This window comes from Brevundimonas sp. (genome assembly GCF_036732845.1).
Taxonomy (GTDB): domain Bacteria; phylum Pseudomonadota; class Alphaproteobacteria; order Caulobacterales; family Caulobacteraceae; genus Brevundimonas.
Map to the genome: position 1 here is coordinate 77388 of NZ_DAINBO010000005.1, position 14948 is coordinate 92335.

Consider the following 14948-nt stretch of genomic DNA (forward strand, 5'->3'; position numbering starts at 1 on the left):
TCAATCGTCATGCTGCGCTGCAACGACGCAGGGGGTTCGCGCATGACGCGACCTTCATTTGACGGTTACGCCTGCGCATATAGGGTCGGACATGGCCGCCTTCGGCCGTCGCCTGGACCTAATCCTCCTCAGATGAAACAGTTTTTCCTGACGCTGCTGGGCGTGTTCGCCGGCCTGGTGCTGTTCGTGATCGTGGTGCCCTTCGTGCTGATCATGGCCGCCGCCGGAGCCTCGTCGAAGCCTTCGACGCCCTCCAACGCGGTGCTGGAGCTGGACCTGCGCGGCGGCCTGACCGACCAGGCGGTTCAAAACCCCTTCGCCGGTTTCGGCGGCTCGGGCCTGTCGGTGATCCAGGTCGTGGATACGCTGGCCCAGGCGGAACAGGACAATCACGTCAAGGTGCTGCTGGTCCGCCTGCCGGAAGCCGGCATGACCCCGGCCGCCGCCGACGAGGTGCGCCAGGCCATCCGCCGCTTCCGCGCCTCGGGCAAGCCGGTCATCGCCCATTCGCAGGGTTTCCAGCCCGTGGGCGCGGTGATGTCCAGCTATATGGTCGGCGCCTCGGCGTCTGAACTGTGGATGCAGAACACGGCCAATTTCCAGGCCACCGGCTTCGCCGCCGACGAGGTCTTCCTGGGCCGGGCCTTCGACCGCTACGGCGTGCGCGCCGAGTTCGAGCAGCGCTATGAGTATAAGAACGCCGTCAACGTCTACACCCACAGCGATTTCACCGAGCCGCACCGCGAGGCGATGACGGCCTGGATGACCTCCATCTACAACAGCGCCCTGGCCAATATCGCCCAGGACCGCCGGACGACTCCGGCCGCTCTGAAGACCGTGATCGAAGCCGGTCCCTACAGCGCCGCCCAGGCCCTGCAACACAAGCTGATCGACAAGGTCGGCCAGGTCGAGGAGGCCGAGGCCGAGGCCAAACGGCGCGCCGGCCGCAACGCCGACATCGTGACGTTCGGCGACTACGCTTCGGCCAAGGGCGAGCGTGCCGGCTCGGGCCGCAGCGCCATCGCCATCGTCGGCGGCGAGGGCGGCATCATGACCGGTCGGGGCATCGACGCCGATCCGTTCGGCTCCGGCTCATCCATCCGCTCCGACGACACGGCGGCGGCCATCTATGAGGCGATCGAGGACAAGGACGTGAAGGCCATCGTCTTCCGCGTCTCCTCGCCGGGCGGCTCGCCCGAGGCGTCCGAACAGATCCTGGCCGCCGTGCGCGCGGCCAAGGCGGCGGGCAAGCCGGTGGTGGTGTCCATGGGCGCCTATGCGGCGTCGGGCGGCTATTGGATCAGCTCCGAAGCCAATGAGATCGTGGCCCAGCCTTCGACCCTGACCGGCTCGATCGGCGTGTTCGGCGGCAAGTTCGTGCTGGCCGATGCGCTCGGCCGGTTCGGCGTCGACATGCGCGGCCTGTCGATCGGCGGCCCATACGCCGACGCCTTCTCGCCCAGCGAAACCTGGACCCCGGAACAACGTCGCGCCTACGCCGCCTCGATGGACCGCACCTATGACGAGTTCGTCACGCGCGTCTCGACCGGCCGCCGCATCCCGGCCGCCCGTGTGCGCGAGATCGCGCGCGGCCGCGTCTGGACCGGCGCCCAGGCCAAGGCCCTGGGCCTGGTCGATCACCTGGGCGGCCTGAACGAGGCCGTCGACCGCGCCCGCGCCCTGGCCCGCATCCCGGAAAACGAGTCGGTTCGCTTCAAACGCTATCCCAAGGCCCTGTCGCCGTGGGAGGCCCTGTCGGAAGCCTTCGGCGTCCAGTCTGAGGCGGCGCACGCCCTGGTCATGCTGGGCGGCGTCATGAACGATCCGGCGGCCCAGGCGACGATGCGCCGGATTCAGGCCGACCGCGCCCGGCAATCCGGCGCCACGGTGCTGGCCGACCAGCCGTTGGGATAGGACGCATATTCTCTCTCCCTCGCAGGGGGAGGGAGAGGGGCGTGCCGATTCCCTGCGACACACTCGCCTGTGAAGGGGCCGTCCATTGACCGTTCAGGTGGAAGCACCGACATTGACCGCGAGGCGTTCTCCCCCGACGCCCGTTTGAGGATGTTCGATGACCCAGTCTGACGGTTTCGCCCGGATCGGCATCGCCGCCCGCCGTCGGCCTTCGGGCCTGCTGGCGCCGTTCGTCTGGCTGGCCGGACTGATCGCCTCGGCCGCGGCCCTGGTCTTCGGGGCCGTGCTGGCGATCTTCACGGCTGCCGCCGTGGCCGTGTTCGCCCTGTGCGCGGGCGTGGTCGTCTTCTTCGCCGGCCTGGCCATGCGCGCGCGTCGCAACGGCCGGCCCAACCGCCGCGCCGGCGACCCCGACATCATCGAGGCGCACAAGGTCGGCGGCACCTGGGTCGCCTACGGCTGGGACCGCTCGGCCCGCTGAGCCGATGGCTCTGAACATCCTCGACGCCCCGTCGCCCAATTTCGACCAACGCCGCGCGCCGCCGGACATGTTGGTGCTGCACTACACCGGCATGAAGACCGGCCATGAGGCCGTCGCCCGCCTGCGCGATCCCGAGGCCAAGGTCTCGGCCCACTATGTCGTCAACGAGGACGGCTCGATCCTGCGCCTGGTGGCCGAGGAGCGCCGCGCCTGGCACGCGGGTCGCGGCGCCTGGCAGGGCGAGACCGACTGCAACGCCGCCTCCATCGGCATCGAGATCGTCAATCCGGGCCACGAATTCGGCTATTGTGACTTCCCGGACGTCCAGATCGGCGCCGTCATCGACCTGATCGCCGACATCCGCGGCCGCTGGACCATCCCCGACGCCCGCATCATCGGCCATTCCGACCTGGCGCCCGACCGCAAGCAGGACCCGGGCGAGCTGTTCCCGTGGAAACGGCTGGCGGGGGCGGGGCACGGCCTGTGGTTCGACCCGGCTCCCGAGCGGATCGCGGCCCTGGGCGCGCCCCTGTCGCCGGGCGACGAGGGCCTGGGGGTGATCGTGCTGCGCTCGGGCCTGCACCGCCTGGGTTACGGCCTGAAGCCCGGCGGCGCCTATGATGAAGAGACGCAGGCGACGGTTGTTGCCTTTCAGCGCCACTGGCGGCCTTCGACCATCGACGGCGTGGCCGACGGCGAGACCCGCGCCCGCCTGGTCGGCCTGTTGCAACTGGCCAGCGCCGAGAGCGTGACGGGCGTCCTTTAACGCTGCGGCCGCATCAGCCGATCCAAGGCCTCACGTGCGGCCCGTTCCGTTTCGCCGCCGTCGCCGCAGATCAGGGTGGTCGAGACCGAGGCTCCGTCCGGGCTGCGCGTCGTCTCGCGGCGACAACGCGGCCGGGGCGGCGGGGCGGGTTCGGGTTCAGCTTGCGGTTCCGGCGTCGCAGCCCTGGCCTTCGCCTCTTCGGCCCGTTGAACCCAGGTGTCGTAGCGCGTTCCGCTGGCCTCCCGGTGGGCGACGCAATCGCGAAGCCCCTGCCCCTCGGGGCGCGCCTCGATACAGGCCTTGGCGTGGCTGGCCATGCGTCGGTCGGCGGGGCAGTTTCCCGTCATCTCGTCCATGTCGTCGCACGGTTCGCCCCACAGGCGCACGGCCTCGGCCCGCTCCGTGGCGCGGCGGGCCTCCAGAATCCGGTCTTGAACGGCCTTGGCCTCGGCGCGCACGGCCAGGCGTTCGGCGCAGGTCTCGATCAGTTCGTTCGGCGCGGCCTCGCCGCGGATGCAGGCGGGCACGTGCGGGCCGATCCGTTGCATCCGCGCCTCGTCGGGCGGACTTTGGACGATGAGCATCAGGGCGGCGAACAGGATGATCATGCCGTCATCCTAATCCAACGGCGGTGCGGGCCTACTGACAGCGCCTGACGCCGTGCTTGACGCGGGTCGGCGACCGGCCCATCTGTCGCCCCGCCAGACGGCCGGGCGGTCGCGGCGGGCTTCGCGCCCGTCGAGGAAAGTCCGGGCTCCACGGTGAAAAGGCGGCGGATAACTTCCGCCCGGGGCGACCCGAGGGATAGCGCCACAGAAAGCAAACCGCCCCGCGAAGCCTCTGGCGAAGCAGGGTAAGGGTGAAAGGGTAGGGTAAGAGCCTACCGCGGGACCGGCGACGGGACCGGCATGGCAAGCCCCGCCTGGAGCAAGACCGAATAGGGGCGTCGCGCGGGCTTCGGTTCGCAGGGTTCACCGCCCGAGGCGCCCGGGTTGGTCGCGAGAGCCGCTCCGCAAGGGTCGGCCCAGAGGAATGATCGTCGCCGTCTTTCGAGACGGAACAGAACCCGGCTTACAGGCCGTCTGGCATTCTACCCTCGCTCATCCACAGCCGCGCGCCGCATTAACCCCTTGGGCGATGCGGGGGCGCATGGTCGATCCACAGGCTGTGAATACTTCTATGTTCCGCATCTGTTCTTGTTTTGGCGCCGCCGTGACCCCTGCGACACAGATCAGTCATGGTTAAATTGCGTCAACCAATCCCATTGAGACCCATTTGATCCCATGCTATCCCAGATCATGATTTGGGGTTGGCGTCGCACATTCGCGACGGAGGATTGAGGGAGCGGGCCGCAGGGTCCGACTGGGGCGGGCGTGTTCTTCTCGACCTTCGAGAAACAACTGGACGGCAAGCGCCGGCTCCTGATCCCCCAGGAGTTCCGCACCGCCGACAACGGCGCCGACGCCCGCATCTTCTGCTTTCCCTCGATCGAGGCCGACTGCCTGGAGGCGGGCGGCGATCATCTGCTGAACACCTATCTGGAGATGATCCGCGCCCTGCCGTTCGGCTCGGAGCAGCGCTCGGCGCTGGAGTGGCAGGTGCTGGGTGAACAGACGCGGCTGGCCTTCGACGGCGGCGGCCGCATCACCCTGCCCGAGGCGCTGTGCGTCGAGGCGGGGCTGGCCGACACCGTCATGATCGTCGGCTTGGGCGACCGCTTCCAGATCTGGAGCCGCGACAAGTGGGCCGCCCGCCGCGCCGAACAGCGTCAGGCGGCCAAGGCCGGCATGGCCCAGCTCGGCGCCCTGCGTCTGGCGGCCCAATTGAAGACGGAGGGGCAATGAGCGCGCCCCACGCCCCCGTCCTGCTGGCGGAAGTCATCCAGGCCCTGAACCCCGCGCCCGGCGACGTCATGATCGACGCCACCTTCGGCGCGGGCGGCTACACCCGCGCCATATTGGCGACCGGCGCCAAGGTCGTCGCCCTGGACCGCGACCCCAGCGTCCAGCCCCACGCCGAGGCCGTGGCCGCCGACTTTCCCGGCCGCTTCCAACTGGTGCGCACGCCCTTCTCGGGCCTGTCGGCCGCCTTCGCCGGTACGGGTGAGGCCAAGCTGGACGGCGCGGTCTTCGACATCGGCGTTTCCTCGATGCAGTTGGACCAGGCCGAGCGCGGCTTTTCCTTCCTGCGCGACGGGCCGCTGGATATGCGGATGTCGTCGGACGGCGAGAGCGCGGCTGACATCGTCAACGGTTGGGACCATGGGCCGCTGGCCCACATCTTCAAGCTCTATGGCGAGGAGCGTCAGTCCGGCCGCATCGCCAGCGTCATCCTGCGTCGCCGGGCCGAGGCGCCCTTCACCCGCACGCTGGATTTGGCTGAAACCATCGAAAAGGCCGTCGGCGGCCGTCGCGGCGCGCCGATCCATCCGGCCACGCGGGTGTTCCAGGCCCTGCGCATCGCCGTGAACGACGAACTGGGCGAACTGACCGCCGGACTGGCGGCGGCCGAGGCGACCCTGGCGCCCGGCGGGCGGCTGGCGGTGGTGACCTTCCATTCGCTGGAAGACCGCATCGTCAAACAGTTCCTGACCGAGCGGACCGGCAACACGCCCGGCGGCTCGCGTCACGCGCCCGTCGCCATCGACAGCCGCAAGCCCAGCTTCACCCTGCAGTTCAAGGGTGCGCGCGAGGCCGGCGAGATCGAACGCGCCGCCAATCCCCGCGCCCGTTCGGCCCGTCTGCGCGCTGCGGTGCGCACCGACGCGCCCGCCTGGGGGATGGCGGCATGAGCGCCCTGAACCCGATTCAGCGCCTGTTCGACTGGAAGATCCGCGGCGTCCGCTGGATCGAGATCATCGGCGTGGCCTGTGTCGGCCTGATGATCCTGTCGGTCTATATCGCCAAGGCCGGGGCCGCCCGCGAGAGCGCCCAGATCGGCGACCTGGAGCGTCAGATCGCCGAGAACCGTCAGCGTGTGCGTCTGCTGCGGGCCGAGGTCACGCGGCTGGAGCAGCCCGGCCGTCTGGAGGCCTTGTCGCGGGGCATCGGTCTGGCCCCGCTGGATTCGCGCCGTCAGGCCGGAGAGGCGGCCTTGACCGAGCTGGCGCCCCAGCCTGATCCCAAGCCGGTCATCGTCGAGCCGACGGTTCCGGCCGCGTCCGAAGCCGCCCCGGCGCCCGCCGAACGAGAGGCCGTGCAATGAGCGTGCACGACCCCCACGCCTGGCCGCCCGCGTCCCATTCCGCGCCGCGCCGCATCGCGCCCGGCTGGCGCTGGATCGCCGAACTGATCTGGCGGCTGGAGCACGCCTTCGAGCGCGCCCGCGCCGACGCCCGGCCCGAGGAAGACACCCGCGTCCGCATCTTCCTGATCATGAGCGCCTTCGTGGCGGTGTTCGTCTGCCTGGCCCTGGGCGCGGCCTATGCGGCCCTTCTGGCTGATCGGGGCCGGTTCGGCGACGCCGCCAATCCGGGCGCCTTGGTTCGCGCTGATCTGGTGGACCGCAACGGGGCGCTGCTGGCGACCAACATCACCCACTACGGTCTCTATATCGACCCGACGGAGGTCTGGGACCGCGGCGCCGCCGCGCGCCAGATCAAGCGCGTCCTGCCGCGCGTGTCCTGGTCGCGGCTGAACAAGGTGCTGAACGGCGAGCGCCGCCTGATCGTCATGCCCGGCCTGACTCCGGCCGAAAAGGCCGCCGTGCACGACCTGGCCCTGGGCGGGATCACCTTCGAGCCTGAGGATCGCCGCGTCTATCCGCTGGGCGCCTCGGCCGAGCATCTGATCGGCGACGCCGACACCGGCGGCCAGGGCGTCTCGGGCGCCGAACTGGCCTTCAACGCCGACATCCGCGCCGCCGGTCAGGCGGGCGTGGACTATCCCCTGTCCATCGACATCCGCGTGCAGGGTGTGCTGGAGAACGAACTGGCCGCCGCCGCCCTGGAGACCGGGGCCAAGGGCGCGGTCGGCGTGGTCACCGACGTGCACACCGGCGAGGTCCTGGGCATGGCCTCCTGGCCGACCTTCGACCGCGACCAGCGCGGCGCGGCGGTCGAGGGCGCGACCCTGAACCGCTTCACCTCGGCCCACTACGAAATGGGCTCGGTGTTCAAATCCTTCACCGTGGCGGCGGGCCTGGACACCGGTCGGGCCGACATGGACACCCTGTTCGACGCCTCGGCCGCCCTGATGGTCGGCAATCGCCGCATCACCGACTTCCACGCCCAGAACAAGGTGATGACGCTGGAGGAGGTCTATCTCCATTCGTCCAACATCGGCACCTCGCGCCTGGCCATCGAGATGGGACCGGACGTGATGCGCAACTATTTCCAGCGGCTGGGCCTGCTGGACGCCGCGCCGATCGAGCTGAAGGAAAGCGCCCGTCCGCGCCGTCCGGGCCGGTGGGACGATTCGACCCTGGCGTCGCTGTCGTTCGGCTACGGCATCATGATCACCCCGGCCCAACTGGTCGCCGCCTACGGCGCCCTGACCAACGGCGGGCGCTATGTGCCGCTGAGCCTGCGCAAGGGCGGCGCGCGTCACCCCGAGATCCGCCAGGTGGTGTCGCAGGAGACGTCACTGACCATGCTGGACCTGATGCGCCGCAATGTGGTGCGCGGATCGGGCGGCCGGGCCGAGGCGCCGGGCCTGCGCGTCGGCGGCAAGACCGGCTCGGCCAACAAACTGGTCGGCGGCCGTTATGACGCCAGCCACGCGGTCGGCTCCTTCGCCGCCGTCTTCCCGTCGGACGGGCCGGTGACGGCGCGCCGCTATGCCATCTTCATCCTGGTCGACGAGCCGGCCACCTATCCGCGCACCGGCGGTTTCGTGGCGGCGCCCGCCGTGGGCCGCATCGCCGACCGCATCGCCCCCTTCCTGGGCGTCCAGCGCCGCGCCGACCGCTGGCGCACCGTCACCGGCGAGGCCGTGCCTCAGGCCGACGAACGGGCGGAGGGCGCCCTGTGAGCGCGAAGCATGGGAGCGCTCTCAAACTGTCCGACCTCCTGCGTCGCGACGTCAGCGCCGATCCGGTGATCACCGGCCTGACCTCGGACAGCCGCAAGGTGGTGCCGGGCGCCCTGTTCGTGGCCCTGCCAGGAACTCAGTCCGACGGCCGCGCCTTCATCCCCCAGGCCCTGGCCCAGGGCGCCGCCGCCGTTCTGGCGCCCGCCGATACCCCGTCGGGAGCGGCGCCGGTGCTGGTCACCTCCAACGATGTGCGCCGCGCCTACGCCATCGCCGCGCGCAGCTTCTACGGCGCCCAGCCCGCCACCTGCGTCGCCGTGACGGGCACCAACGGCAAGACCTCGGTCGCCGCCTTCTGCCGCCAGATCTGGGCCGCCATGGGCCTGAAGGCGGCCAGCATGGGCACGCTGGGCGTGGTCTATCAGGGCAGGGGCGCGGCCCAGGCCCTGACCGGTCCCGGCCTGACCAGCCCCGACGCCGCCGACGCCGCGCGCCTGCTGGCCGAACTGGCGGGGCAGGGGGTGACCCACCTGGCGCTGGAGGCCTCGTCGCACGGGGTGGACCAGCGGCGGCTGGACGGGGTGGCGCTGAAGGCCGCGGGCTTCACCAACCTGACCCAGGACCACCTCGACTATCACGGCGATATGACCGCCTATCGCGCGGCCAAGCTGAGGCTGTTCGACACCCTGCTGCCGCGTGGGCGGACGGCGGTGCTGAACGCCGATTCCGACGCCTTCAACGCCTTCGCCTCGGCCTCGATCATGGCCGGGGTCGGGGTCATGGGCGTGGGCGAGCGGGGCCGGGACCTGACCCTGATCGAGCGCCGCGCCGTGCCCGAGGGCCAGCGTCTGATCCTGGATTGCCGGGGCGAGTTGCACGAGGTGCTGTTGCCGCTGGCCGGGGCCTTCCAGGCCTCCAACGCCCTGGTCGCGGCGGGGCTGTGCATCGCGGCGGGCGCCGACGCCGCCTCGGTGCTGGGCGCCATGGAGAAGATCGAGGGCGCGGCTGGGCGGCTGCAACGCATTCCCGGCGGAGGACGCGGCGAGGTCTATGTCGACTACGCCCATACGCCTGACGGGCTGGAGACGGTGCTGGCCGCCCTGCGCCCCCACGCGACGGGACGGCTGATCGTCGTCTTCGGCGCGGGCGGTGACCGCGACCGGGCCAAACGTCCGCTGATGGGCGCGGCGGCGGGGCGTCTGGCCGACGTGGCCATCGTCACCGACGACAATCCCCGCTCGGAAGACGCAGCCGCCATCCGCGCCGAGGTCAGGGCGGGCTGCCCCGACGCCCTGGAGATCGGCGACCGACGCGCGGCCATCGAAGCGGCCATCGCGATGATGCGTGACGGGGATGTGGTCGTGATCGCCGGAAAAGGGCATGAACAGGGCCAGATCGTCGGCGGAACGACTCATCCCTTCGACGACGCCGCCGTCGCCGCAGAGACCCTGAACGCCTATGCCTGACCGTCATCGCCCGCTGTGGACGGCCCCCGAAATCGCCATGGCCGTCGGCGGACGGATCGAAGGGGCTTCGTTCGAGGCGAACGGCGTCACCTACAACAGCCGCGAGATCGGTCCCGGCGACCTGTTCATCGCCCTGAAAGGTGCGCGCGACGGCCATGACTTCGCCGCCGGAGCCTTCGCGGCGGGCGCGGTCGGGGCGCTGGTCGAACGTCCGGTCGACGGCGGACCGTGCATCGTCGTGGACGACACCCAGACGGCGCTGGAAGCCCTGGGCGCCGCCGCTCGCGACCGTGCGCCCCAGGTCCGTCGCGGCGCCGTCACCGGCAGCGTCGGCAAGACCAGCGTGACCCAGGCGATCAAGGCGGGTCTCGACCTGGCCGGTCCCGCCCACGCCTCGATCAAGAGCTACAACAACCACATCGGCGTGCCCCTGACCCTGGCTCGGATGCATCCGTCGGTCGAGCGTGCGGTGTTCGAGATCGGCATGAACGCGCCCGGCGAGATCGCGCCCTTGTCGCGGATGGTCCAGCCGCACGCCGCCTGCGTCACCACCGTCGGCCCGGTGCATATCGAGGGCTTCTCGGACGGCGAAACCGGCATCGCGCGTGAGAAGGCGGCGATCTTCGAGGGACTGGGACCCGGCGGCGTGGCCGTGGTCAACGGCGACAACCCCTGGCGCGACGTGCTGCGTTCCGCCGCGCTGAAGGCGGGGGGGCGCATCTCGACCTTCGGATCGGAGATCGGTCACGACGCCCGTTTGATCGACTTCGCGCCGGGACCCGAAGGTGCGCGCGTCACCGCCGAGATCCGGGGCCGGACCCATGTCTTCACCCTGCGGCAGTCGGGCTTCCACTGGGGTCTGAACAGTCTGGCGGTGATCCTGATGCTGGAGGCGCTGGACGTGTCGGTGGAGACGGCCCTGGCCGCCCTGTCGGATTTCCAGCCCCTGGCCGGTCGGGGCCAGACGCGCCGGGTGGCCGTTCCCGGCGGCGGCTTCACCCTGATCGACGAGAGCTACAACGCCAATCCGCTGTCGATGCGCGCCGGTTTCCAGAGCCTGGGCGCCAAGACGCCGCCGTCGGGCGGCCGTCGCGTCGTGGTCCTGACCGACATGCTGGAGCTGGGCGACCAAGCCCGGACGCTGCACGCGGGTCTGGCCGAGATCATCGAGGCGGCGGGCATCGACACCGTACACGCCGCCGGGCCGCAGATGCGCTGGCTGTACGACGCCCTGGCGCCCGAACGGCGCGGCGAATGGCGCGAGGCGGCCGCCGACCTGGCCGAGATCGCCGATGATCTGGTCCAGCCGAACGACATCGTCATGGTCAAGGGATCGAACGGGTCCAAGGCCTCGCTGATCGCCGCCGCCCTGGCCGATCTCGAACGCCGTCATGGCCTGAACGACGCGATGGGGAGCGTCTGAATGTTCTATCTGCTCTATCTCTATTACGCCGACGTCGCGCAGGATTATCCCCTGCTGAACCTGGTCCAGTACCAGACGGTGCGGGTCGCCCTGGCCATGCTGACGGCCATGATCGTGGCGGTCGCCATGGGCAGCCGTTTCATCGCCTGGATGCGGGTCAAACAGGGCAAGGGCCAGCCGATCCGCGACGACGGGCCGGTGTCGCACCTGTCCAAGGTCGGCACCCCGACCATGGGCGGGCTGATGATCCTGGCGGGCATAGCGGTGGCGGTGCTGCTGTGGGGCGACCTGACCAATCCCTACATCTGGATCGTCAGCTTCGTGACGGCGGCCTTCGGCGTGCTGGGTTTCGTCGACGACTACGCCAAGGTGACGAAACAGACCTCGGCCGGCCTGACCTCGAAACAGAAACTGGCCGCCCAGACCGTCATCGCCGTCATCGCCGGGATCATGACTGTGGTCTGGATGACCATTTCGCCGACCTCGCCGAACCTGGAGACCTCGATCGCCTTCCCGTTCTTCAAGAACGTGCTGTTGAACGTCGGCTGGTTCTATGTGGCCTTCGCGGCCTTCACCATCGTCGGCTTCTCGAACGCGGTGAACCTGACCGACGGACTGGACGGCCTGGCCATCGTGCCGGTGATGATGGCCTCGGCGGCCTTCGGCATCATCGCCTATCTGGTCGGCAACTTCATCTTCGCGGACTATCTGGGCGTCCACCATGTGCCCGGCGCGGGCGAGTTGGCGATCTTCCTGGCGGCGATCATCGGCGGGGGGACGGGCTTTCTCTGGTACAACGCCCCGCCGGCCAAGATCTTCATGGGCGACACCGGCTCGCTGGCTTTGGGCGGGGCGCTGGGCGCCGTCGCCGTGGCGACCAAGCATGAACTGGTGCTGGGCATCATCGGCGGCCTGTTCGTGATCGAGGCCGCCTCGGTCATGATCCAGGTCGCCTACTTCAAGGCCACCGGCAAACGCATCTTCCTGATGGCGCCGATCCACCACCATTTCGAGAAGCTGGGCTGGCCGGAATCGACCGTGGTCATCCGCTTCTGGATCGTGGCCGCCATGCTGGCCTTGATCGGCCTGTCGACGCTGAAACTCAGATGATCCCGGTATCCGGCTTCGAGGGGCGCCGCGTCGCGGTCTTCGGCCTGGGCCGGTCGGGGATCACGGCCGCGCGCGCGCTGAAGGCCGGAGGCGCCCAGCCCATCCTGTGGGACGACAGCGTCTCGTCGCGGATGCAGGCCGAGGCCGAGGGTTTCGCCGTCGAGGACCTGACCGTCGCCGACTGGTCCAGCTTCGCCGCCCTGGTCCTGTCGCCCGGTGCGCCCCTGACCCATCCCAAGCCGCACTGGACCGTCGGCAAGGCTAAGGCTGCGGGCGTCGAGGTGATCGGCGACATCGAACTGTTCGCGCGGGCCATCGCGGCCCTGCCCGACGGCGAACGGCCGCGCGTGATCGCCATCACCGGCACCAACGGCAAGTCCACCACCACGGCCCTGATCGGCTGGGTGCTGAAACAGGCGGGCCTGACGGTCCACGTCGGCGGCAATATCGGCATCGGCGTCCTGGCCCTGCCCGCACCGACGCCCGGCGCCGTCTATGTGGTCGAGGTGTCCAGCTATCAGTTGGACCTGACGACCCGTTTCGCGCCGGACGTCGCCATCCTGACCAACATCACCCCGGACCATCTGGACCGGCACGGCGGCATGGACGGCTATGTCGCGGCCAAGGCTCGAATATTTAAGGCGCACGGAGCAGGTAAGACCGCACTCGTGGGAACCGATGACCAGTGGATCAAGCCAATCGCCTATGGCTTGCCGCGAACTGGTTGGACCACAACCGTCACTACAAGGGTCCTTGTTGTTGGCGGGGGCAAACGTGGAGGTACTCCCGTTGACCAGGTTGGTCGTCGCGGAGCCGCATGGGAACAGGCATTCCACGACGGACACTTCATCTCAATGGAGGCGTGCGACGGGGAACTGACGGCGGATGGGCTTTTCCTTGCCGACCTGACGAAAGCTCGCTCCCTGCCCGGCAATCACAACGCTCAGAACGCCGCCTTCGCCTATGCGGCGGCCCGCGCCCTTGGTGTCCCTCACGAACGAACCGTCACCGGCCTGCTTTCCTTCCCAGGCCTGGCCCATCGCATGGAGCCGGTCGGGCGGCTGGGCCGGGTGCGGTTCGTCAATGACTCCAAGGCCACCAACGCCGACGCCGCGCGTCAGGCCCTGTCCAGTTATGACCGGGTCTTCTGGATCGCGGGGGGGCGGGCCAAGGCGGGCGGCATCGACGATCTGGCCGACCTGTTCCCACGCGTGACCGAGGCCTTTTTGATCGGCGAGGCGGCCGGACCCTTCGCCGCCGCCCTGCAAGCCGCGTCCGGGGGCGACACGCCGCACCGCATCAGCGGCGACATGGCGGCCGCCGTGCGCGACGCCGCCCAGGCCGCCGCCCAGGCCGCCGCCGCGACGGGCCGCGACCAGGTGGTCCTGCTCAGCCCCGCCGCCGCCAGTTTCGACCAGTACCCGGATTTCGAGGCGCGGGGCGAAGCCTTCCGCGCCGCCGTCCTGGCGCTCGGCGCCGAGCCGGAGACCGCCGCATGAGCGCGCCCGGCTGGTCCCATCCCTTTTCGCGCAACGATCAGAGCCTGATCGCCAAATGGTTCTGGACGGTCGATCGCGGCCTGTTGGCCGCCGCCCTGACCCTGGTCGGCCTGGGCGTGGCGCTCAGCTTCGCCTCCAGCCCGGCCGCCATCCTGGCCGATGAATCGATCAGCGATCCCTTCCACTATTCCTGGCGGATGATCGTCTTCGCCACGGGCGGGGTGACGATCATGTTGCTGACCTCCCTGCTGTCGCCGCGCGGGGTTCGGCGCATCGCCGTGCTGGGCCTGCTGGGGGCCGTTTTCGTGATGATGCTGCTGCCCTTCATCGGCGACACGGTGAAGGGCGCCGCGCGCTGGGTGAACCTGGGACCGTTCAGCCTGCAACCGTCCGAGTTCGCCAAGCCCTGCCTGATCGTCTTCGCCGCCTGGATGTTCGCGGAATCGCAGAAGGGGCAGGGCGTGCCCGGCGTCTCCATCGCCTTTCTGGCCTGGGGCCTGACCGTCGCCCTGCTGTTGATCCAGCCGGACATCGGCCAGACCCTGTTGATCACCACCACCTTCATGGCCGTCTTCTTCATGGCCGGGGTGCCGTTGAAGTGGGTCATGGCCCTGGCGGGCGTCGGTGCGGCGGGCCTGATCGCCATCTTCATGAGCTTCAGCCACTTTCGCGACCGCCTGGCCGCCCACGGCTCGGCCGACGCCGACGCCACCTTCCAGATCGACCGGGCGTCCGAGGCCATTCGCGCCGGAGGCCTGGTCGGGCGCGGCGTGGGCGAGGGGGTGATGAAGCGCTCGGTTCCCGATCTGCACACCGACTTCATCTATTCGGTCGGCGCCGAGGAGTTCGGCCTGGTGCTGTCGCTGGCCATGATCGGTCTTTACGCCTTCATCGTCATCCGGGGGATGAAGAAGGCCATGCGGCTGAACGATCCGTTCGAGCAGACGGCGGCGGCGGGCCTGTTCATGCTGATCGGGCTTCAGGCCTGCATCAATGTGGCGGTCAACCTGAACCTGATCCCGACCAAGGGCATGACCCTGCCCTTCATCAGCTATGGCGGATCGTCCATGGCGGCCATGGGTCTGACCATGGGCTTCGCCCTGGCCCTGACGCGCCGTCGTCCGGGTGCCTATGAGCCGGGCGCCAGCCTGATCCCGCGTCGGCGCCTGTTGCCGTGACTCTGCCGTCGTCCCCGGGCCTGACCCGGGGATCAGAGACCGCGACGACCTGTCGGGCCGACGGTTGCGCGCGATGTTCGTCCGACAGCCCGCTTCTTCGCTTGATCCTCGGGTCAAGCCCGAGGATGACGGAGCAGAAGA

Annotated in this window: 13 protein-coding genes and 1 other RNA gene; 13 read left to right on the forward strand and 1 reads right to left on the reverse strand. The window is 69.6% G+C overall.

The window, feature by feature from the left end; genetic code table 11:
- Positions 1-132 precede the first annotated feature (132 nt).
- The 3 genes from sppA (at position 133) to V7D63_RS03325 (ending at position 3161) form a co-directional block, all read left to right on the forward strand.
- Complete coding sequence (gene sppA / locus V7D63_RS03315) at positions 133-1914, forward strand: signal peptide peptidase SppA (protein WP_333590830.1); 1782 nt, start codon at positions 133-135, stop codon at positions 1912-1914.
- 157 nt (positions 1915-2071) lie between these two features.
- On the forward strand, positions 2072-2395 hold the full coding sequence (locus V7D63_RS03320) for a hypothetical protein (protein WP_333590831.1): 324 nt from the start codon (positions 2072-2074) through the stop codon (positions 2393-2395).
- A 4-nt stretch (positions 2396-2399) separates the two neighbouring features.
- On the forward strand, positions 2400-3161 hold the full coding sequence (locus tag V7D63_RS03325) for an N-acetylmuramoyl-L-alanine amidase (RefSeq protein WP_333590832.1): 762 nt from the start codon (positions 2400-2402) through the stop codon (positions 3159-3161).
- Here V7D63_RS03325 and V7D63_RS03330 read toward each other — a convergent pair.
- Positions 3158-3769 carry a hypothetical protein gene (locus tag V7D63_RS03330; protein ID WP_333590833.1) on the reverse strand — a complete coding sequence of 204 codons (612 nt, stop codon included), beginning with the start codon at positions 3767-3769 and terminating at the stop codon, positions 3158-3160. The two genes, V7D63_RS03325 and V7D63_RS03330, sit on opposite strands and share 4 nt — an antisense overlap.
- A 93-nt stretch (positions 3770-3862) precedes the next feature.
- On the opposite strand from V7D63_RS03330, the gene rnpB reads away from it, so the two are divergent.
- The 10 genes from rnpB to V7D63_RS03380 all read left to right on the forward strand — a co-directional run bounded on the left by rnpB (position 3863) and on the right by V7D63_RS03380 (position 14807).
- Positions 3863-4251, forward strand: an RNA gene (gene rnpB, locus V7D63_RS03335) — RNase P RNA component class A.
- A gap of 283 nt (positions 4252-4534) precedes the next feature.
- On the forward strand, positions 4535-5005 hold the full coding sequence (locus V7D63_RS03340; RefSeq protein ID WP_333590834.1) for a division/cell wall cluster transcriptional repressor MraZ: 471 nt from the start codon (positions 4535-4537) through the stop codon (positions 5003-5005).
- Complete coding sequence (rsmH, locus tag V7D63_RS03345) at positions 5002-5952, forward strand: 16S rRNA (cytosine(1402)-N(4))-methyltransferase RsmH (protein ID WP_333590835.1); 951 nt, start codon at positions 5002-5004, stop codon at positions 5950-5952. The genes V7D63_RS03340 and rsmH overlap by 4 nt, the downstream gene beginning before the upstream one ends.
- The gene (gene ftsL, locus V7D63_RS03350) at positions 5949-6365 is read left to right on the forward strand and encodes a cell division protein FtsL (RefSeq protein ID WP_333590836.1); all 417 of its coding nucleotides are present in this window, start codon (positions 5949-5951) and stop codon (positions 6363-6365) included. Before rsmH ends, ftsL begins: the two co-directional genes overlap by 4 nt.
- Complete coding sequence (locus V7D63_RS03355; RefSeq protein WP_333590837.1) at positions 6362-8131, forward strand: peptidoglycan D,D-transpeptidase FtsI family protein; 1770 nt, start codon at positions 6362-6364, stop codon at positions 8129-8131. The genes ftsL and V7D63_RS03355 overlap by 4 nt, the downstream gene beginning before the upstream one ends.
- On the forward strand, positions 8128-9597 hold the full coding sequence (locus V7D63_RS03360; RefSeq protein ID WP_333590838.1) for a UDP-N-acetylmuramoyl-L-alanyl-D-glutamate--2,6-diaminopimelate ligase: 1470 nt from the start codon (positions 8128-8130) through the stop codon (positions 9595-9597). Before V7D63_RS03355 ends, V7D63_RS03360 begins: the two co-directional genes overlap by 4 nt.
- On the forward strand, positions 9590-11020 hold the full coding sequence (locus V7D63_RS03365) for a UDP-N-acetylmuramoyl-tripeptide--D-alanyl-D-alanine ligase (RefSeq protein ID WP_333590839.1): 1431 nt from the start codon (positions 9590-9592) through the stop codon (positions 11018-11020). Before V7D63_RS03360 ends, V7D63_RS03365 begins: the two co-directional genes overlap by 8 nt.
- On the forward strand, positions 11021-12130 hold the full coding sequence (gene mraY / locus V7D63_RS03370) for a phospho-N-acetylmuramoyl-pentapeptide-transferase (protein ID WP_333590840.1): 1110 nt from the start codon (positions 11021-11023) through the stop codon (positions 12128-12130). It abuts the gene before it with no gap.
- Positions 12127-13629 carry a UDP-N-acetylmuramoyl-L-alanine--D-glutamate ligase gene (murD, locus tag V7D63_RS03375; RefSeq protein WP_333590841.1) on the forward strand — a complete coding sequence of 501 codons (1503 nt, stop codon included), beginning with the start codon at positions 12127-12129 and terminating at the stop codon, positions 13627-13629. The genes mraY and murD overlap by 4 nt, the downstream gene beginning before the upstream one ends.
- A complete protein-coding gene (locus V7D63_RS03380; protein ID WP_333590842.1) occupies positions 13626-14807 on the forward strand; it encodes an FtsW/RodA/SpoVE family cell cycle protein in 1182 nt (393 codons plus the stop codon). The genes murD and V7D63_RS03380 overlap by 4 nt, the downstream gene beginning before the upstream one ends.
- Positions 14808-14948: the final 141 nt, after the last annotated feature.